Genomic DNA, 19,427 nt, shown 5'->3' on the forward strand with positions numbered 1-19,427 from the left:
GTTTCGAGGATGGATCCGATAGCGCGCGATGGCCGTGGGCCGGTCAGGAGCGGGCCTGCGGTACCTTGACGCGCGGCACCTCGCGCTGCTGCAGGCGCACGACGTCGCGCACGGTGCCGCGTTCGGCGGCGCTGGCGGCGAGTCGGACGGAAAAGGATCGCGCGGCGTCGGCCGGCCGCGCCGAAACGCCTGCGAGGTCGGGCATCGCCGGCAGCCGGATCGCTTCCGCCTGCTGCGCGCGCTCGTCGAGCGGCGCGGCCGAGGTCTTCGCCCCCGGCACCACGATCCGCTCGCCGGCGCGCGGCGAAGGCGGCTCGGGTTGATCCTCGGGCGCGGCGAAGCCCGGAAAGTCGCCGAACAGCGCGTTGCTGCCATCCGGCAAACCGGCGCCCAGTCCACGCAGCGCCAGCGACTGGCGCAGGTCCTCCAGCAAACGCAGGGAGGACGAGACGCCATCGCGGCTCACGTGCTGGACGTTGCTCATGTCCTGCCCGATACCGAACGGCTCGCCCTGGTCGAAGGCGCCGTACGACGCGCCGCCCGCCACGCGTGCGGCGACGGAGGCCAGCGCTTCCTGGCTGACGCGCTGCGATTCGTGCACGGAGAACTGCACGTAGAGCGCGGGCGCCATGCCCTGCGTGATCGAGCGCTGCTGAGCCGGGTACTCGATCGGGAAAATCCGGTCACCCGCCAGCGGGCGGAACTGAGAGGCACCGCGGATCGTCACCACCAGCCGGGCCGTGCTGGTGCTGCCGTCCGCGTCGGTGATCGTGTAGCTGAACACCTCGGTTAGCGTCTGGCCATCGCCGAGCGAGGCCACGCGCGAGTTATTGGCGTCCACCGCGTAGCTGTAGCTGCCGTCTGCATTCATGCGCAGACTGCCGTAGGCGCCGGCGAGCGGCGCGCCGCCGATCACGCCCGGCCGGCCCTCGAAGGAGAAGCCGGTCACGGGCTCGGCCACGACATCGGCGTCGATGCGGTCGCTGACGTCGCCCGGCCCGCGCCCGCCGGGTCCGAACACGTTGCCGCCGACGGTGGAGGTACCCGGGCGCTCGGTATTGACTGATGCGGCATCGTCGCGTGCGGTCGGCACGTCATCGATCACCAGCACCCGCAGCGTGCCCGCGCTGCTGTCGCCGTCGCGGTCTCGCACGACGATGGCGATGTCGTCGGTCACCTCGCCGCCTTCATGCGTCTGCCGGCCCGTCAGCGTGTAGCTGTAGTTGACGGCGCCGGTCGCCGGGTCGTAGCCGGTCAGGGTCAGCAGCCCCTTGTCGGTCAGGAGGGTGAGCGGCGTGGTGCCCAGGCCGGCCAGCTGCGCCGGCGTCACGGTCGTGCCGCCGACCTCGATGCTGCCGAGACCATCGGGCGTGCGGACCACGAAGCGGCCGGTGGTGGTCTCGCTCGCATCGCCGCCGTCGCCGAGCCCGCGCTCGTTGACGCTCGCCTCACCGGTGCCGGCGGGGCCGTTGCCGTCTTCGAGCGCCAGCGCCACGCCGTCGTCGGCACCGCGGATGGTGATGGTGATCGTGGCCGTCGAGCTGTCGCCGTCGGCATCGGTGATGGTGTAGTTCACTGCCTCGGTCAGCGTCTCGCCCGGCAGCAGATGCTGGACGGCGGGGCTCGCATTGTCGAGCGTGTAGGTATAGCTGCCGTCCGCGTTGACGACGATGCTGCCGTAGGCGGTCGTGAGTGGGCTGCCCACGCTGCCGCCCGTGCTGCCGAAATGCACGCCGGTGACCGGCACGCCGTTCGCATCGTCCGCGCCGTTGGCATCGTTGGCCTTCACGTCGCCGCTCACCGTATTCGGCGTCGCGTCTTCGGTGATGCTGGCCCCGTCGCCGGTTGCCAGCGGCACGTCGTCGACGATGCGCACCTGCAGCGTGCCGGTGCTCGAGGCGCCGCCCGCATCCCTGACCTGCAGCGCAACGGCATCGAAGCTCTCCGGGGCGCCGGGCTGGCCGATCGGGTTCTTGAGCGTGTAGGTGTAGCTCAGCTCGCCGGCCGTCGGCACGCCGCCGACCGAGCTGGTGGCCGTGAAGCCGGTGAGCACGAGCGTGCCCTCGCCGGTGTCGATCCGGGCCGGCGTGGTGCCGAGCGCCTGCAGCTGCGCCACCGTCAGCGTGGTGCCGCCGACCGTGACCGAGACCAGGCCGTCGGCCGCGCCGATGGCGATGGTGCCGCCACTGGTCTCGCGCGGGTCGGTGCCCCCGGGGCCATCGGTCAGACCGCTTTCGTGGACCTCGGCCTGGCCGCTCGCGGCGCCGTTGCCATCGACCGGGACGATCGACGGAGCGCCGGCATCCGTCCGGCCGTTGATGGTGAGGGTCAGCGTGGCGGTCGAGGTGTCGCCGTCGGCGTCGACGATGGTGTAGCTCAGGGTCTCGGTCAGCGTGTCGCCGTCTTTGAGTGCGTTGACGACGGGGTTGTCGTTGTCGAGCGTGTAGGTGTAGGTACCGTCGGCATGGACGACGATGCTGCCGTAGGCGGTGGCGAGCGGACTGCCCAGGGTGCCCGGCGTGGCGCCGAAGTTCACCGAGGTGAGCGGCACGCCGTTGCCGTCGTCGGCGCCGTTCCGGTCGTTGATCTTCAGGTCGCCCTCGACCGTGTTCGTCGAGGCGCCTTCGCCGATGCTGTTCGCGTCGTTGGCCGCCAGCGGCACGTCGTCGGCGATCAGCACCGTGAGCGTGCCGTTGGCGACATCGCCGTCGCGGTCGATCACGGTCAGCGCGAACGGATCGGTGACCTCGCCGCCGCTGTGGTCCTGCGGCTGCAGCAGCGTGTAGGTGTAGCTGACCTCGCCGGCGGTCGTCAGGCCGGCGGCCATGCCGGTCGGAGTGAAGCCGGTGATCTCGAGCACGCCGTCGGCGGTCGTGATGGTCAGCGGCACGCCGGGAGTGGCGGCCTGCAGCTGCGCAAGGCTCAGGGTGGTGCCGTTGACGGTGATGCCGCTCAGGCCGTCGGCGGCGCTGATCGCGAAGGTGCTGTCCGCCGTTTCGCTGGTGTCGCTGGCGCCGGTGAGACCGGCCTCGTTCACGCTGAGGTTCCCGGTGGCGGCGCCGTTGTGGTCGCTCGCCACGATGGTGGGCAGGTCGTCGGCCGGGCTGCCATCGGCGGCGCCGGTGATCGTGATCGTGAGCTGGGCGGCGTCGGTGCCGCCCGCGCCATCGGAGATGGTGTAGGTGTAGACCTCGGTCAGCGTCTCGCCGGCCGTCAGCGCCTGCACCCGCGGATCGGCATTGTTCAGCGTGTAGCTGTAGCTGCCGTCGGTCTGGAAGACGACGCTGCCGTAGCTGCCCGCCAGCGGGTTGCCCACGCTGCCCGCGGTGCCGGTGCCGGCCTCGGTGCCGGTGCGCACGGCGCTCACGGTCAGCACCAGATCGTCGGGGTCGGTATCGCCCTGTCCGGGCAGGCGTCCGGTGATGACGTTGGCGCTGACCGAGACCGAGTCCTCGGCGATGCTGTGCGTGTCGTCGTTGGCCGTGGGCGGGTCGTTGGCGGCCACGATGGTGAGCGTGCCCGTGAGCACGTTGCTGTCGAGCGCGGGGCCGCCGGCATCGCCGCCCGCCTGCATGTTGTTGCCGTCGTTGACGACGATGGTGTAGACGCGGTCGGGGTCGGCGCCGAAGTTGCTCGGGCTGTCGCTGGTGCTGCGGTACGAGAGCGCGTTCAGCACGCCCTGCACTTCGGCCAGCGTGGTGTCGGCATGGAACTGCACGACCAGCGGGGCGCCGTTGCCGCCGGAGATCGACACGCCGGGCGGAAGTGCGCCATCGACGAGCAACAGGTCGCCCGGCCGGTAGCCGTCGAGACTGACCGTGATGCGGCCCGCGCCGAAGATGCCGGCCGCCAGGCCGGGGGTACTGGCGAGGTCGAGATCGGCCACGCCGGCACCGCTGAGCAGCGCCACCGGCGGAATGCTGTCGCCGCTGCCGGTCTGCCCGTTCTCGACCGCGCTGGCGTTGGTCGGGGTTCCGGCGAGGACCGGTGCGTCGTTGCGCGGCGCCACGCTGGTGGACAGCGTGTGGGTGGCGGACCACTGGCTGGCGGCGTCGCCGACCGCGGCGCCGATGTCGCCGGCGCCCGCACCCACGGGGGCGTCGGACACACGCACGGTCAAGGTGCCGGGCGTGCCGTTGTAGTTGGCCGCAGGCACGAAGCGCAGCTGCGCGTCGGGCGGCAGCAGGATCGCATTGCTGTCGGAAGCGCCGGCCGGGACGGCGGTCCAGCTGGCGCCGTTGTCGGTCGAGTATTGCCAGCTGCCCTCTGCCGCGATGGCGGCGTTGCCGACGATGGCAATGCCGCCGAAGGCCGTGGCTGCATTGCCGCCGCCGGCGATGGCGGTCCGATCGTCGGTGGCGTCGCTGTAGCCCGTGCCGCCGAACAGGCTGGCGGCGCTCGCCGCCGGCGCGGGCTGTCCCTGCTGGTCCTCCACGCCGGCAGCGAGCACGGCGTCGGTGGCTGTCGGCCGGTCGTTGACGTTGGCCACGCTGGTGGACAGCACGACGGTGGCCGCGCTGTAGAGGGTCGTGCCGCCGTTGCCGGCCGCGGCCACGTTCACGCTCGAGCCGGAGACCGGGTCGGGCGTGGCGCTGTCGGCGTTGGCATCGGTCTCGACCAGGCGCACCGTGAGGGTGTTGGGTGTGCCATGGAAATCGGCGGCCGGCACGAAGCGCAGCTGCGCGCCCGCCGCGAGCACCAGCGCATTCGCGTCGCTGCGCGCGCCGACGGCGGTCCAGGTCGTGCCGTCCAGCGAGTATTGCCACTCGCCCTGCGCGGGATTGGGCGCGAGGCCGCTGATCGCCACGCCGAAGAAACCGTCGGACGTGCTGCCGCCTGTCGCGCCGGTGCCGCTGTTGTCGATCAGGTCGGCCGCATCGCCGAAGTGGCTGCCGAACAGTGCCGCGACCGTGCTGCCGGCTGCCGCGTTGCCGGCGTCCTCGCTGACGACCGGCAGGGTTTCGGCATTGCCGTTGACCACCACCGGCGCGTCGTTGAGCGGGCCGACCGTGAAGCTGAAGCTGCGCGTGGTGACGAGGTCGGCGGCCACGCCATCCTGGTAGGCGAAGGTGCCCGTGGTGCTGTTGTCGCCGGGTGCCAGGGTGGCCGGCCGGCCGCCGGTGTTGCCCTCGTCGTCGACCACGACAGTGACCGTGAAGGAGCCATTCCAGTCCGGGCGCCCGGCGGCACCCAGCGCATCGGGCAACTGCACGGCGATGGTGTTGACGCGGCTGTTGATCTCGGCCAGCGTGCCGGTGATGGTGACCGACAGGCCGTCGCCCGCGATCACCGCGCTGCCGCCGCTGCCGGAGCCGATGCCGGTGATCGTGAAGCCCGCGGGCACCGACACGGTGGTGCTCAGGATGCTGGTCTCCAGGGCGTCCTGGTCGGTCACCGTGATGCCCGTGATCGTGACGCTGCCGCTGCCCTCCCCGGCGTTCAGGTTGCCGGCCGCGATCTGCGCCGGATCGTTGATCGACGACGGGAACAGCGTGCGGTAGGTCGAGGCGACATTGCTCGCGAGTCCGCCGGGCGTGGCCGCGTAGGGATCGATCGCGGTCGCGGGCGGCACGACGGTGCCGTTGCCGGCGTTGTCGTTCTGGCCGCCGTTGGCACCGGTCACCACGCCGCCGCCGTCGCGCACGCGGTCGTCGGCGATGACCTCGACGCGGTACACCACGTCGCCATTGGCCAGGACGCCGGTGAGCGCGACAGCCAGGCCGTCCAGGTAGGCCTGCACCTGAGCGCGGGTGCCGCTGATCACCAGTGCACTGCCGGTGCCGTCGAAGGCGCCATCGATCGCCACGCCGGACGTGCCGGCGTTGCTCGAAGTGATGGTGACCTCGCCGTTGGTGCCGTCGTAGGAAGTCGCGGGCAATGCGTTGCCGTCGGCATCGGTGATCCGAATCGTCACCTGCAGGAAGTCCGTCTCGCCATCGCTCACGTCAGACGCGGCGCCGTTGCCTGCGATGTCGCCGTCGACGTCGACGTCGCCGACCGTGAAGCCGGGCACCGACGTGGGCGTGGCGCCGCCGGTCAGGACCAGCGGCGTGGTCGGCGTGACGCCGCCGCCGAGCGACACCGTGGGTGCGTCATTCACCGGCGCGATGGTCAAGGCCACGGTCACGTCCGGCGCATTGTTGGCGACGCTGCCGGCGCCGACGTCGTCGCCGATGCGCGAGCCCGCGTCGTCGAAGGACACGGTGAGCGTCACATCGCCGGCAGCGCCGCCGTTGCTGTCGTGATTGACATTGGCCGCGCTGCGGTAGGTGAGGCCCGTGCCTGCGCCACTGTTGAGCAGCGCCTCGATGTCGCTGGCGCGGCCGGTGAGGACGAGCAGGCCGGTGTTGTCGCCGGTGATCGTGACGGCCTGGCCGCCGGCCGGCGTGGCGCTGCCCTGCACGCCGGCACCACCGATGCCGAGCGTGCCGCTGGGCACCGACAGCCGCAGCGTGATCGGCGTGTCGAAGGCGGCCGACTCCGGGTCGGCGACGACGAAGCTGCCACCGATGTAGCTGGCCTGGTCCTCGAGCACGTTCGCGCTGGTCGCAGCGCCCAGCGTGGCGGGGTCGTTCTCGCTGGAGGCATAGATGCGCACCGAGGCGGCAGACAGGTTGCCCGCGATGGCACCCGCGGTCGGCACCGTCGCGCTGTACCAGTCGTACTCGGTCGCGGGGATCGCGATGCCCGCCGTGCCCTGCGGGTCGGATTCGTTCATCGGACCGCCGTTGGCGCCAGGCTGAACGCCGCCGGTGCCTGAATCGGTGTCCAGCAGCGCGCCGGCCGCATCGCGCAGCCGGTCGTCGGCGATGACCTGCACCTGGTAGACGGCATCGCGGTCGTCGCCGAAGCTCACGTTGAGGCCGGCCAGGGCCGCGTTGACTTGCGCGCGGGTGCCGCGCAGGGTCAGGAAGTCGCCGGCGCCGTTCTTGTCGCCGTCGACCGTCACGCCGCCGAGCGAGGTCGAGCCGATGGTGACGCCGGCGTAGGCGCCGGCGCCCAAGGCGTTGCCGTCCGCGTCCAGCAGGCGCACCGTGACCTGCACGAAGTCGCTCTCGCCGGCGGTCGCCGTGTCCATGTCGGAGTCGGCCACGCTGAAGCCCGGCACCGGATTGTTGGCACCATTCGCGCTGTCGACCTCGACCGGGCCGGCCGGCGCCGTCACGACCGGCGCATCGTTGGCCGGCGTCACGTAGATCCAGAACTGGTTGCCCGGCTGCTCCTTGTCGCCATCGCCCAGGCTGAAGGTGAACGAATCGCTTGGCGCGCCCGGATAGGTGGCGCCGGTCGACTCGTCGCCCCCATGCAGGTAATAGATGCGCCCTGCGCGCACGTCGGCCTCCGAGAAGGAGGAGCCGACGCCCAGCCGCAGGAAGGTGACGCCGTTGGTCGAGTAGGCGATGCTGCCGTGTGCCGTGGCGCCGGTGATGGTGTATTGCACCTGCGTCGTGCTGCTGTCCGGATCGAATGCCGAGAGCATGGACGTGGAGATCTGCGCATAGCCCCCCTCCGCCACCGTCAGCGGGTTGTTGACCGAGGTCGCGGGATCGGCCTGCGTCGGATCCGGCGCGATCTGCGGCGCATCGTTGAGGTTGGTGATCTGGATGCCGATGGTCGCCGTGTTCGAGGTGGCGCCCCAGCGATCGACCGCGCGCACGTCGAAGCCGGTGTTGCGCAGCTCCGAGCCGTCGTTCACGAAGCGCAGCCCGGTGGTGCCGGCCGTGCCGGTGATCAGCGCCGCGTCGATGAACTGGCCCGCAGTGACGTTGAGCCAGCTGGCGCCACCATCGGTCGAGTACTGCAGCGTGCCGCCCGGCGGCAGCGACAGGACCTCGAACTGCAGCGCGCCCCCCCCGCTGGCGGCGTTGTCGAAGGCATAGTTGTTGCCGCCCCCCGGCACCGCGGCGGAGCTCTCGAGGTAGCTTTCGCTGGCGGCATCGTCCCGATCGCTGATCTGCAACTGCCCGGTCGTGATGTAGGCCGTGCCACCTTCAGGAATGACCGTGTTGGACGAACCGACCGTGACCGGCGCGTCATTGACCGGCGTGATGAAGAAGGCGAAGCTGGTCTCCCACGCATCGGAGGTGAGCCCGCCCGCGCCGTCGTCGACCAGCACGCCCGCCGATGCGGACAGTCGCACGCTGGATTCGAAGTCTTCACTGTCGCCGTTGTGCTGGAAGCGGATGCTGCCGGCATCGAGGTCGGCCTGGGTGAAGGTGTCGTACACCCCCATGGCCACCCAGCTCGTGCCGTTGAAGCGCTGCAGCGTGCCGTTCCATGCGCCACCGCTCACGCCGTCGAAGCCGAGGATGGTGTAGACCACCTGCTCCGGGGGCACGCCGTCGGCCGTGTAGCTCAGGCCCGGCGTAACGCTGAAGTCGCTGCCGGTGCCGGCCAGGACGATGGTGCCGCCCTCGCTCAGGCTTCCGCGCGAGATGCCGCTGACGTTGGTGCCGGCGTAGTTGGAATCGGCGTGCGTGGTAGCGTTGTCGAGGGGCGGGAAGCTGCCGCCGTTGCCCGTGGGCGTCTCCGCCAGGTGGAAGGTGAAGCTGAAGCTGCGCAGGCTGTCGTCGTTGTAGTTGCCGGGCGTGCCGCTGTCGTCGTAGTCGCCGCCGTCGCGCTGGGTGCGCGTACCGTCCGCATTCCAGCGCACGCTGGTGGTGTTGTCGCGCACCTGGAACTGGAAGCTGTCCGTCTGGTTCGCTCCCGCACCGGCCTGCTGCACGTACTGCACGCGACCCGCCTTGACGTCGGCCACGGTGAAGGTGCCGCCGTTGGGCAGCACCTGGCCGTTGAGCAGCAGGCGGCCTTGGTCGAGCAATGCCTGCGAGGTCACGGCGATGGTCAGGCGATCGTCGCTCGAATCGACGTCGAAGGCGTTCAGCATCGCCTCGGTCAGGGTGACCGTGTAGGGGCCGCCAACACCGCCGGCGGCGGTGACAGTGGCCTCCCGGGTGCTCGCCGGATCCAGCGTCGGATCGTCGTCGGTGGGCTGGATGGTCAGTGCGATGGTCGCGTTGGTGGTCTGCACCGCGCCGGCGCCGGCGCCGCCGCCGGCGTCGCTCACCGCCACGCCGAAGCCGTCGGCGTAGGGATAGGGCGTCGCGGGATTGGTGTCGCGGTTGCCGGAATTGGCGTAGGTCAGGCCGCCACGCGCGCCGTAGGTGAAAACGAAGCCGGCGTCGATGTCGGCCTGCGTCACGGCGCGATTGCTGACGGTCTGCGACACGCCCCCGATGGTGACCGTCCCGCTGAAGAACAGCGTGCCGTCGCTGGGCAAGGCTGTCAGCCGCACGGTGAGCGCCGTGTCTGCATCGTCGCCGCCGCCTTGCGCGACGATGAAGTTGCCGACCACCGACGCCGGATTGCCGTTGGGATCGAGTGCGTTGGCGGGCTGGCCTTCGAGAACGACGCCCGAGCCGCTCACGGTCGGCCCCTGATTGAATGGCGTGACGTCCAGCGTGATCGTGGCCGTGTCCGAGCGGCTCGATGGCGTCGCGCCGTCGTTGATCTGGACGGCGAAGCCGTCCTGCGTGTTCTGGTCCGCGCCCGTGGCGGTGTGGACGTACAGCACGTGGCCGTCGATCACGTCCTGCTGCGTGAACACCGCGCCGATGCCCAGGCGCGCTCCGTTGAGCGACAGGTAGCCGTGCGCCGTATCCGCGGTGAGGGCGTACACCACCTGGCTCGGAACCTGCGTGCCGAGCGTCACTTCGGGATCGAGCGCGTTCAGCGTCGCGACGGTCAGCACGGTGCTGCCGATCTCGTTGACGGACTGCGCCGCATCGGCGACGGCCACGGGGTCGTTCGACGGGGTCACCGTCACGTCGAGGGCGTGCGTCGCCGTCAGGGCCGGCGCTTCCGAATCGGTGACGGTCACGACGATCCGGGTGCTGGCCGCGGTGGTGCCGAGCTCTGTGTCGGCCGAGGTGAACACCAGCTGGTTGACCCAGGCGCTGGCGGCCGCCACGCTGCCGGTGAAGCTGTAGCCGCCGGCGATGCCCGTCACGCCGGTGGTGCTGGCCGAGGACAGCGCGCCCTTCGCCGTGTCTTCCACCACCACGGTGACGGTCACGTTGCCGGAGCCGTCGTCGGTGATGGTCCAGCCGCTCAGGGTCGCGCGGTCGGCCCCCGGCGCGTTGAGGCTGCTCGGCTCCGCCACCACCAGGCGCGTGGCGGTGGTGGCGACCGTGGGCGCGGCCATGACGCCGTCGAAATCCGCGTCGGCGAAGCTGCGCGCCTCGATGCGGCCACTGGCGGATTCGAGGGTCCAGTTCGCGCCGCGCGCGGCAGCGCCTGTGGCATCCGTGGACGATGCCACGTCTGCGCCGGTCAGGTTGCCGAGCGCCTGGGAGAACTGCGCCCCATCGGCGGCCACGTCGCAGCCGTAGAGCAGGATGTCGCCGTCGGCGGTGAGGCTCGCGCCGATCGTTCTCCACAGTTCGGCGGAGCGGTCAAGGCTGGCGGTATCCACCTGCTCGTTGCCGAGCGTGATTTCGCCCGCGCTGCCATGGCTCAGGATGTGCAGCGCGGTGATGCCGGTTTGGCCCCTGAGCGCGTCGGCGAGCTGCTGCACGCCGGAAGAACCGGTGTCCAGCAGGATCAGCTCGGCACCCGCGGGCACGGCGGCGGCGAGCTGCTGCCAGTCGGTCACGTTCTGGTCGACGACGTACACCTCGTGCGGCGCCGCCGCCGCGGACTCCGGCATCGGAGCCGATTCGGTGGCAACCCGGTCGCGCTGTTGCGGCGCCGGCTGCGGCAGCTCCGCGTGGTGCTGCGCCTCGGCCGGAGCGCTGCCGGCCTGGGGGGCCTCGGCTGCATGCGTGGCTGCTTCGACGAAGGCGGCGCCGTCGAACAGCTGGCGGCTCTCCAGGGCGAAACGATGCGTGCGCGGACGTAGAAAATCGACCTTGGGATCTGGCATGAGGGGCTTTCAGCTTTCGGGAGGCGATGGCACGCGCGAAGCCTTCGTTGTGCACGACGCGACGGTCGTGACGAAGCGGATTCGGGACGGGTATGGATGCAAGCGAGATCACACGAAGTGCAACTCCGCGGGCTTCGCCGTCGTCGGAGCGTTTCCAACCCTGAGAGCGCACGTGATGCCTTCTCGGCAGCGGCGCAGAGGGGTGCGATCGTATGTGTTGCTAATGAATGTTACGCGATGTATGTAGGCGCTTAACAACAATGCGCCTCATTTGCTGACAAATGCCGCGCAATGCCGTAGCCCTCGGCGGCCGCAGGTTCACCACCGGCAAGACGCACGTCAGTGGCAGATCGCGAGGGCGTCAGAGCCCGCGAACCTGACGCGCCCCGCCACGGGCAAATGGCACGAAAGCGCTACGACTGCGATGCGGTGCAATCAGCGGATCGCGACCGGCACCGCCAGCGCCGGCAATGGGCGGTCCGCTGTTCGGCGCCGCCGTCGCCGAGCTGAGTGCTGCGAGACTGGAAGGAATGTCACGCCCCAGCGAGTTGCTGGGTAGGGTCGCCACCACTGTCGGGCACGACGGCGCCTGCCACCATGTGGCTTGCCCGCGCTTGCGGGCGACCAACAACTTGCAGGAGGTCTTCATGAGAAAGCTGGTTCTTACGATAGGCATGGCCCTGGCCTCGATGATGGCTACGACCGCCTTTGGCCAAGGCGGCGAGGCGGACCCCGCGCAAGCGAAGGCACGGCCCGCGCCCAAGACGAGCGCGACGCAACGCGCTGCTGCGCGGAACGAGCGCAAGGCTGAGGGTGCAGAAGCCGCACGCGGCCCGCAGATCGGCGAAGGCGTCAGCAAGCCCGAGCCAGAGGTCAAGGTCTCCAGCGAAGAGCGCCGGGCCGCAACCGCCAAGCGCCGGGCCACGAACCGCGCGGCCAACAAAGCGGGCGCATTCTCGCGCGGCGGCAACGTCGACGCGCCGGAGAGACAGAAGCCACCGGTCTCGCCCCGCTCGCCCTGAGCGTTCACGCAGCGGCGCTGGCCGCAGTCACCACGTGCTTGCCTGCCGTCCGGCCTGCAGGGCGCGCCAGGCGGCGCTCGATCGGCTGCTGAAGGTCGGCTGCTTCGAGGATGGCCGCGGCGACAGGTAAGCAGCGTCGGGGCCGGCGCAGGAGGTCGTCGAAGGCCAGGAAGAGATTTGGGAAAGGGGCGCGCGCATCGGCGGTGCGCCCTTGTGCCCAGCAGCGACTGACGCTGATGTGCCGGCTAAATCAGCCGAGAATCCGGAGTGTAGCGATTGGCACTTGTGAGCGTCCCACTTTTGTCGGGCGCCGAGGTCCATTGCGCAGGTGCGCATCTTTTCACCTCGGTGCCGCCATCCTAGGCGAGCAGCTACTGCTTTTTCGATTGGTCAGGATTGTCTGCAGGGCTCAAGTAAATGATGTCGAAGGGGCCATTGCCGTTCACCTGGACCACTGTCGGCACCTTCGTGAACGCGTAGTGGGGCGTCTTGGCGGGCAGCGAGTGGAAACCGCCAGCCTTGAGCGCGTGCTCCTGTGCTTTGTCGACCTTCTCGCCCATGCCGAGGTAGAGCGTCCCCGAAATCACTGTCAGCTGTTCTGCCTGTGAATGGGTGTGCGGCGCGATCCTGTAGTTGGCCGGCGTCTTCAAACGCATGACGAAGGGCCCCTCCTTGGATGGATCCCCGGAAAGCACGGCCAACTTAGCGCCCTTTGGCATAGAGGGCGGCGCATCGCTCCATTGGATGGCCCCAGGGTCGATCATCGTCATGTTGGCCTGCTCGTTGGCGGCAAGCGCGGCAGGTAGCGCGAGAAATGCCGAAGCGGCGGCCAAAAGTGCCAGTCGCCAAGAAAATCGAACTGGCGTGCGAAGCGTCGTTTGATCCCGTAGAAGCGCAGTTTGCAGCATGGAACCTCCTGATGGCCAAAAGGCCTCGTGTCATGTCTACTCTTCTGGCGGGAAGAGGTCAAGCTGCCGTCGGTCTCGAGAAGTACGCCGTAGAGAGATTCGTAGCTTGGGCATTCTGCTGCTCGATGGCAAAGATCGTCGAGGGTAGAAGGCCCGCCGGGAATGGAGTGCCGGTCACGATGCCGGAATCGGTGGTCTCGTTGCGCCGAGAGACGCAGTGTCAAGCCACACTTTGGAACGCGGTTCAAATCATTGATCTGGTGCATCCGACGTCCAAGTTTCTCAGACACAGCGAAGGACCTGAATGCTTGGTGAGAGAAGCGCCCGGCGTCCCGTGGCGGGTGCTGCGTCACCACGGCGAATCGTCGGCGTCGACGCCTTCACGGTGCGCCGCAAAGCCGTCATGCAGGAACTCGACCAGCGCGCGGGTCTTGGCCGACAGATTTGCCTTGGTCTGGAAGACCATGAAGATATCCGCCGGCGGCGGCGCCCAGCCGCCCAGCACCTGCCGCAGCCGCCCCGAGCGCAGGTAGGGCGCGGCGTCCCACCGCGAACGCATCAGGATGCCGTGCCCGTCGAGCGCCCAGGCCAGCGCGCACTCGCCGTCGTTGCTGCTCAGCGCGCCGCGCACTTTCACCGTCTCCTGCTTTCCGCCGGAGCGCAGGTGCCATGAGCCGAAGGCCTCGTCACCCTCGCGGATGAACAGGCAATGGTGCTGCGGCAATTCGCGCGGGTGTGCGGGCTCGCCGGCCTTGGCCAGATAGCGCGGCGACGCACATAGCACGCGTGCATTCGAGGCGAGCTTGCGCGCCGTCAGCCGCGCATCGGGCAGGGTGCCGATGCGCACCGACAGGTCGAAGCCCTGCTCCACCAGATTCACCGGCCGGTCGGTGAGGTGCAGTTGCACCTCCACATCGGGAAAGGCGCGCGCGAACTTCGACAGCGCCGGCGCGATGAAGCGCCGCCCGAAGCCCAGGGTGGCGCTGACCTTGAGCAACCCGCGCGGCACCACCTTGGCGCCCGAGACCGCGCGCTCCACCGCGTCGAGCGCCTCGAGCACGCGCGCGCCTTCGGTCAGGTAAGTCTCGCCTTCGGGCGTGAGGCTGATGCGCCGCGTAGTTCGATTGAGCAAGCGCACGCCCAGGCGCGTCTCCAGCGCGGCTAGGCGCTTGCTGACCGAAGGCGGCGTGATGCCCAGCTCTTGCGCGGCGGAACTGAGGCTGCCCTGCTTCATGAGCACGGCGAAAAAGGAAAGGTCCGAGAGCGAGTCCATCGTCAGATATTAAGTCGCCAGGAGAAAGAATCAATTGCCTTGGGCGACTTTGTGGCGCGAGAGGAACTAACTACGATCCATCGCAGCGGCACAGCACCTTGGCGAGACATCGAAAGACACCCCATGAATGAGCTCTTTCCCGGCTTCGAGCGGCACCACGTCGAGGCAGGTCGCGGCATCGTCATTCCGGCAGTCGTCGGCGGCCGCGGCGCGCCATTGCTCCTGTTGCACGGCCACCCGCAGACGCACGCCATCTGGCACCGCGTGGCACCAGTGCTGGCCGAGCACTTCACGGTGGTCGCGGCAGACCTGCGCGGTTATGGCGATGCGTCGAAGCCGGCCGGCGATGCCGATCACGGCAACTATTCCAAGCGCGCCCTCGCCGCGGATCAGCTGGCGCTGATGCGCCACCTCGGGCATGCGCGCTTCGACGTGCTCGCGCACGACCGCGGCGCGCGGGTGGCGCATCGCCTGGCCATGGACCACCCGGAGGCCGTGCGTCGCCTGGTGCTCCTCGACATCGCGCCGACGCTGAGCATGTACGCGCAGACCACTGATGCCTTTGCGCGTGCCTACTGGCACTGGTTCTTCCTGATCCAGCCAGCGCCTCTGCCAGAGCGCCTTATCGAGGCCGACCCCGCCGCCTACGTGTGCGAGGTGATGGGCCGGCGCAGCGCGGGCCTGGCGCCGTTCGATCCGCGCGCACTGGCGGAGTACCAGCGCTGCCTGGCATTGCCGGGCGCGGCGCACGGCCTGTGCGAGGACTATCGAGCATCGGCCAGCATCGACCTGGTCCATGACCAGGCCGACCGCGACGCCGTTCGCCTGTTGCAGCCGCCGCTGCTGGCCCTGTGGGGCGAGCATGGCGTGGTGCATCGCTGCTTCAAGCCGCTCGACGAGTGGCGCCGCGTGGCGCGACAGGTCGAAGGCGAGGCGCTGCCCTGCGGTCACTACATCGCGGAAGAAGCGCCGCAGGCGCTGCTCGCGAAGGTGCTGCCCTTTCTCGCGCAAGGAGAAGAAGGATGATTGCAAGCCCATCGAAAGGTCACAGCGCGGCTTTTGCCCCATTCGTAGGTCACGGGCACCACGCCGGCTTCGGCGGCGAGCTGCTCCACACCGACGAAGACGCAATGATTCATAGACAAGCTCCACGGCTTAGGGGTAAGACTGTCCTTGTCGGAAGCCGCGGCGGGAAGCTCATTGATGGGCGCTCTGGCTGGTCAAGCGTGGCGCTACATCCGGTGGCCCGTTGCGGTCTTCCGGCACCTCGGGCGCTGCAGGACTCATGCGGGCTGTCAAGCAGCCAGCGCCGCGGGCAGTCACCACGAGGGCACGGAAGTCGGCTCGCCACCTCAGCACTCGACAAAGGCAGCGTCAAGCAGGAGGTTGCCCAATGAGCGCCCCGGCCACCCTTTACCGCAAGCTGGTCGACTCGCACACCGTGGCGCAACTCGACGCGCAGAACGTGCTGCTGTTCTGCGATCTTCACCTGATGAACGAGTACACCAGCCCGCAGGCCTTCGCGGGCCTGCAGGAGCAGGGCCGCGGCGTGGCGATGCCGGGACAGAACGTAGCGACCGTGAGCCATATCATCCCGACCCATCCGGCGCGCTACCGCGTGATCCAGGACCCGGCGTCGGCGTTGCAGGCAAGCAGCCTGAAGCGCCACTGCCAGCGCCATGACATTGCGCTGTTCGACACCAACGACGCGCTGCAGGGCATCGAGCACATCATCGCGCCCGAGCACGGCATGGTCCGCCCCGGCATGGTGGTGATCTGCGGCGACAGCCACACCACCACCTACGGGGCGCTCGGCGCGCTGGGCTTCGGCATCGGCACGTCCGAGGTCGAGCATGTGCTGGCCACGCAGACCCTGGTGTACCGGCTCGCGCAGGACATGCGCATCCGCGTCGATGGCCGGCTGTCGGCAGGCACCACTGCCAAGGACCTGGTGCTGATGATCATCAGCCGCATCGGCGCCCAGGGCGCGCGCGGTTTCGTGGTGGAGTTCTGCGGCGAGGCCATCGAGGCGCTGTCGGTCGAGGCGCGCTTCACGCTGTGCAACATGGCGGTGGAGGCGGGTGCGCGCGGCGCGCTGGTTGCGCCGGACCAGAAGGCCATCGACTACGTGTTGGCGCGCGCGCCGGACATCGACGGCCTCGAGCGCGAACGCGCGCTGGCGCACTGGGCCACGCTGCGCAGTGACGAGTGCGCCCGCTTCGACGCGGAGCACTGCTTCGACGCCACGCAGGTCGCGCCTTACGTCACCTGGGGCACCAGCCCCGACCAGGCGGTGGCTATCGACGGCGTCGTGCCGGGCGCCGAGGGTGCGCAGCGCACGAGTGTCGAACGGGCACAGCGCTACACCGGCCTGGCGTCAGGCACGCCGCTCGAAGGGCTCCCGGTGCAGCATGTGTTCATCGGCTCCTGCACCAACGGGCGCATCGAAGATCTGCGCGCCGTCGCGCAGGTGGTGAAAGGCCGGCACGTGGCGCCGGGTGTTCGGGCAATGGTGGTGCCGGGCTCCGGTGCCGTGCGCGCGCAGGCCGAGGCCGAAGGCATTGCCACGCTGCTGGTGCGCGCGGGCTTCGAATGGCGACAGCCCGGCTGCTCCATGTGCCTGGCGATGAACGATGACGTGCTCGCGCCCGGCGCGCGTTGCGCATCGACGACCAACCGCAACTTCGAGGGACGCCAAGGGCGCGGCGCCATCACCCACCTCATGAGCCCGGCCATGGCCGCCGCCGCCGCCCTCACCGGCCGCATCACCGACGTCCGCAAACTGGAGCCGCTGCAATGACCGACAAGTACACGCACGACGTGATCGAAGGCATCGCCGCACCCATTCCCATTGCCAACCTCGACACCGACCAGATCATGCCGAAGCAATTCCTGCGCGGCATCGGCAAGGCGGGCTTGTCGAGCGGCCTGCTTTGGGACCTGCGCTTTCATGGCGACGGCAGCCCGCGTGAGGCGTTTGTGCTCAACCGCGCCGCCTACGCAGGCACGCGCATCCTGGTGGCGGACGCCAACTTCGGTTGCGGCTCCAGCCGCGAGCACGCGGTGTGGGGCCTACAGGAGTACGGCATCCAGGCGGTGATCGCGCCGAGTTTCGGCGAAATCTTCTATTCGAACGCCATGAACAACCGGCTGCTCGCGGTAATGCTGCCGGAGGCCGACGTGCACGCTCTGCTGGGTGCCGCTGCCGCGGCGGAAGCGCCGCTGCAGCTGCAGATCGACGTGCGGCGCCTCGAGGTGCGCTCGCCGCTAGACACGCATGCATTCGTGCTGTCGGATCGCCATCGCACCATGTTCCTCGAAGGACTGGATCTGATCGGGGCCTCGCTCGCGCATCGCTCGGCCATCCAGGCCTTTGCACAGCGCCATTGGGCCGACAAGCCCTGGACGCACGACGTCGCGCGCCGCACCAAGGCGCGACTCGACCTCTTCAATTCAACACTGGAGACAAACCAATGAAGAACAGACGCCTGCTGTTGCGAGCGCTCCCTGCAATCTCCGTGATTGCAACGATACCCTTGGCGACAGGCGCGATGGCCCAGTATCCCGACAAGCCCCTCACGCTGGTCGTGCCGTACACGGCGGGCGGCCCGACCGATCGCGTCGCGCGCGACTTCGCCGAGGCGATGCGTAAAGCCTTGGGCGGGCAAACGGTCATCATCGACAACGTGGCTGGTGCCGGAGGCAACATTGGCGCAGCCAAGGTAGCGCGTGCCGCGCCCGATGGGTACACGCTGCTCCTGCACAACATTGCCATGGCCACTTCGCCAGCGCTGTATCGCAAGCTGGCGTACAAGCCCCTGGAAGACTTCGAGTACCTGGGCATGATCAGCGAAGTGCCCATGACGTTGGTGGGGCGCCCCGACTTGCCCGTGGCGAACCTCGCGGAACTCACAAGGATGGTGCTGGCCGAGCCCGGCAAGCTCACCATCGGAAATGCCGGCGTGGGCTCGGCGGCGCACCTGTGCGGCCTGCTCTTCCAGCAGGCCATCAAGGGCAACATGGTGGCCGTGCCCTACAAGGGAACGGCGCCCGCAATGTCGGACCTGCTGGGCGGGCAGGTCGACCTGATGTGCGACCAGACTACCAACACCAGCGCTCAGATCGCGAACGGAAAGCTGAAGGTCTTCGGCGTGACCACCGCCGCGCGCATCCGCACGCCGCAACTGGCCGCAGTGCCCACTTTCGACGAGGGCGGGCTAAAGGACTTTCGCGTGGCCGTGTGGCACGGCCTGTATGCGCCCAAAGGCACGCCGCCGGCCATTCTGAACAAACTCAATGGCGTGTTGAAGACCAGCCTGAGAGATCCCGACTTCCTCCGCCGCGAAGCCGACCTCGGCGCCGTGGTCGTCACGGACGAACGCTCGGGCCGTGAAGACCACAAGCGATTCGTGATGCAGGAGACCCAGCGCTGGGCTCCGGTACTGAAGGCCGTGGCGTCAGCCGCAGACTAGTCGCCGCCAAGCGCGGCCCAGCAGGGGCTGGTCACGGTATGAAGCAACGTCCGCGAACGCTGCATCGACAGCTCGTGGACCTGGATTTCGGCCACGCGCCAGGTGAGACACCGCATGAGCGCTGCGTCCGTGCCGGTCTTTGAGGGCGAGTCGTGGTCCTGCTCGTCGAAGCGCGCTGCCTATCGGGGGCGCGTGACGGCCTGCACGATCACGTGCGACAAGACGTCCACCGCGGTCTTGTCGTCAATGACCCGATCGGGGAAGTCTCCTCCTCGGGCTGTCCAGTTGTAGCAGGCGTACTCGATCATCGACGTGACTGCGGAGGCGATCAGCTCCGGGTCCAGGCCTGGAGCGCCACCGGCGGCCTGCCCCTTGCGAACCATGGTCGTGAACCCGCGGATTCCCTGTTGTCTGATGTTGTGCCAGGCGCGGGCGAACTGCTGGTCGGTCATCGACATCTGGAAAGCCGCCGTGGCGATGGGCCACTCCTCCCGATAGATACGCCAAAACGCCTGCAGCCGACTCGTCAAGTGGTGAGCGATGTCCTCGCTTCGTGAAGGCGCTGCATTGACCTCGGCTAGCAACTTGCGCGGTATCAACGCCCAATGCGCGCGCGCAAGTTTCTAGGCTGAAGAAGGAATGGAACTGCTTCATGAGTGAGCAGCCTTGTGCGTTTCGATGCACCCATGATCGTCAACCAGGGAACCGCGCTTGGGGACTTCTTCGAGATCGCCGCTTGGGCGTCAAAGCCGGCCTGAATCCAGCGCGTCGATCAGGTCCATATCCACGAGGTGCGGGCTGCGACCGACGTTGATCAGGGCCGCTCCG

9 protein-coding genes are annotated in these 19,427 nt (G+C 68.9%); 5 read left to right on the top strand and 4 right to left on the bottom strand.

The genetic code is table 11. The features are described 5' to 3' along the window. Positions 1–43: 43 nt before the first annotated feature. Entirely contained in the window at positions 44–10,924 is a 10,881-nt protein-coding gene (locus J2739_RS10280; RefSeq protein ID WP_309901182.1) for a cadherin-like domain-containing protein, read from the bottom strand. Positions 10,925–11,394: 470 nt separating this feature from the next. On the opposite strand from J2739_RS10280, the gene J2739_RS10285 reads away from it, so the two are divergent. After that, positions 11,395–11,946 (top strand): hypothetical protein, encoded by a 552-nt coding sequence (locus tag J2739_RS10285; RefSeq protein ID WP_309901184.1) that lies wholly within the window; start codon positions 11,395–11,397, stop codon positions 11,944–11,946. 371 nt (positions 11,947–12,317) lie between these two features. Here the strand turns inward: J2739_RS10285 and J2739_RS10290 are convergent, their stop codons facing one another. Beyond that, positions 12,318–12,854 (bottom strand): cupin domain-containing protein, encoded by a 537-nt coding sequence (locus J2739_RS10290; RefSeq protein ID WP_309901187.1) that lies wholly within the window; start codon positions 12,852–12,854, stop codon positions 12,318–12,320. A 349-nt stretch (positions 12,855–13,203) separates the two neighbouring features. Further along, the gene (locus tag J2739_RS10295) at positions 13,204–14,127 is read right to left on the bottom strand and encodes a LysR family transcriptional regulator (protein WP_309901189.1); all 924 of its coding nucleotides are present in this window, start codon (positions 14,125–14,127) and stop codon (positions 13,204–13,206) included. 123 nt (positions 14,128–14,250) lie between these two features. Here J2739_RS10295 and J2739_RS10300 point away from each other — a divergent pair, with 123 nt between their 5' ends. From J2739_RS10300 to J2739_RS10315, 4 genes are all read left to right on the top strand, one after another. Next, positions 14,251–15,153 (top strand): alpha/beta fold hydrolase, encoded by a 903-nt coding sequence (locus J2739_RS10300; protein ID WP_309901191.1) that lies wholly within the window; start codon positions 14,251–14,253, stop codon positions 15,151–15,153. A 367-nt stretch (positions 15,154–15,520) separates the two neighbouring features. Then, the gene (gene leuC, locus J2739_RS10305; protein WP_309901193.1) at positions 15,521–16,927 is read left to right on the top strand and encodes a 3-isopropylmalate dehydratase large subunit; all 1,407 of its coding nucleotides are present in this window, start codon (positions 15,521–15,523) and stop codon (positions 16,925–16,927) included. Further along, positions 16,924–17,604, top strand: a complete 681-nt coding sequence (gene leuD, locus J2739_RS10310; protein ID WP_309901195.1) for a 3-isopropylmalate dehydratase small subunit — start codon at positions 16,924–16,926, stop codon at positions 17,602–17,604. Before leuC ends, leuD begins: the two co-directional genes overlap by 4 nt. Further along, positions 17,601–18,599 carry a tripartite tricarboxylate transporter substrate-binding protein gene (locus tag J2739_RS10315; protein ID WP_309901197.1) on the top strand — a complete coding sequence of 333 codons (999 nt, stop codon included), beginning with the start codon at positions 17,601–17,603 and terminating at the stop codon, positions 18,597–18,599. The genes leuD and J2739_RS10315 overlap by 4 nt, the downstream gene beginning before the upstream one ends. A 179-nt stretch (positions 18,600–18,778) precedes the next feature. Here the strand turns inward: J2739_RS10315 and J2739_RS10320 are convergent, their stop codons facing one another. Beyond that, entirely contained in the window at positions 18,779–19,198 is a 420-nt protein-coding gene (locus J2739_RS10320; RefSeq protein WP_405053867.1) for a hypothetical protein, read from the bottom strand. Between the last annotated feature and the right edge of the window lie 229 nt (positions 19,199–19,427).

Source organism: Variovorax soli, assembly GCF_031454625.1.
Classification (GTDB): Bacteria; Pseudomonadota; Gammaproteobacteria; order Burkholderiales; family Burkholderiaceae_C; genus Variovorax; species Variovorax soli_A.

Excerpts from the sequence above, each read along its gene's own strand:
- J2739_RS10280 (WP_309901182.1), bottom strand. The coding sequence starts at position 10,924 with ATGCCAGATCCCAAGGTCGATTTTCTACGTCCGCGCACGCATCGTTTC.
- J2739_RS10315 (WP_309901197.1), top strand. The coding sequence starts at position 17,601 with ATGAAGAACAGACGCCTGCTGTTGCGAGCGCTCCCTGCAATCTCCGTG.
- leuD (WP_309901195.1), top strand. The coding sequence starts at position 16,924 with ATGACCGACAAGTACACGCACGACGTGATCGAAGGCATCGCCGCACCC.
- J2739_RS10285 (WP_309901184.1), top strand. The coding sequence starts at position 11,395 with ATGGGCGGTCCGCTGTTCGGCGCCGCCGTCGCCGAGCTGAGTGCTGCG.
- J2739_RS10300 (WP_309901191.1), top strand. The coding sequence starts at position 14,251 with ATGAATGAGCTCTTTCCCGGCTTCGAGCGGCACCACGTCGAGGCAGGT.
- J2739_RS10290 (WP_309901187.1), bottom strand. The coding sequence starts at position 12,854 with ATGCTGCAAACTGCGCTTCTACGGGATCAAACGACGCTTCGCACGCCA.
- leuC (WP_309901193.1), top strand. The coding sequence starts at position 15,521 with ATGAGCGCCCCGGCCACCCTTTACCGCAAGCTGGTCGACTCGCACACC.
- J2739_RS10295 (WP_309901189.1), bottom strand. The coding sequence starts at position 14,127 with ATGGACTCGCTCTCGGACCTTTCCTTTTTCGCCGTGCTCATGAAGCAG.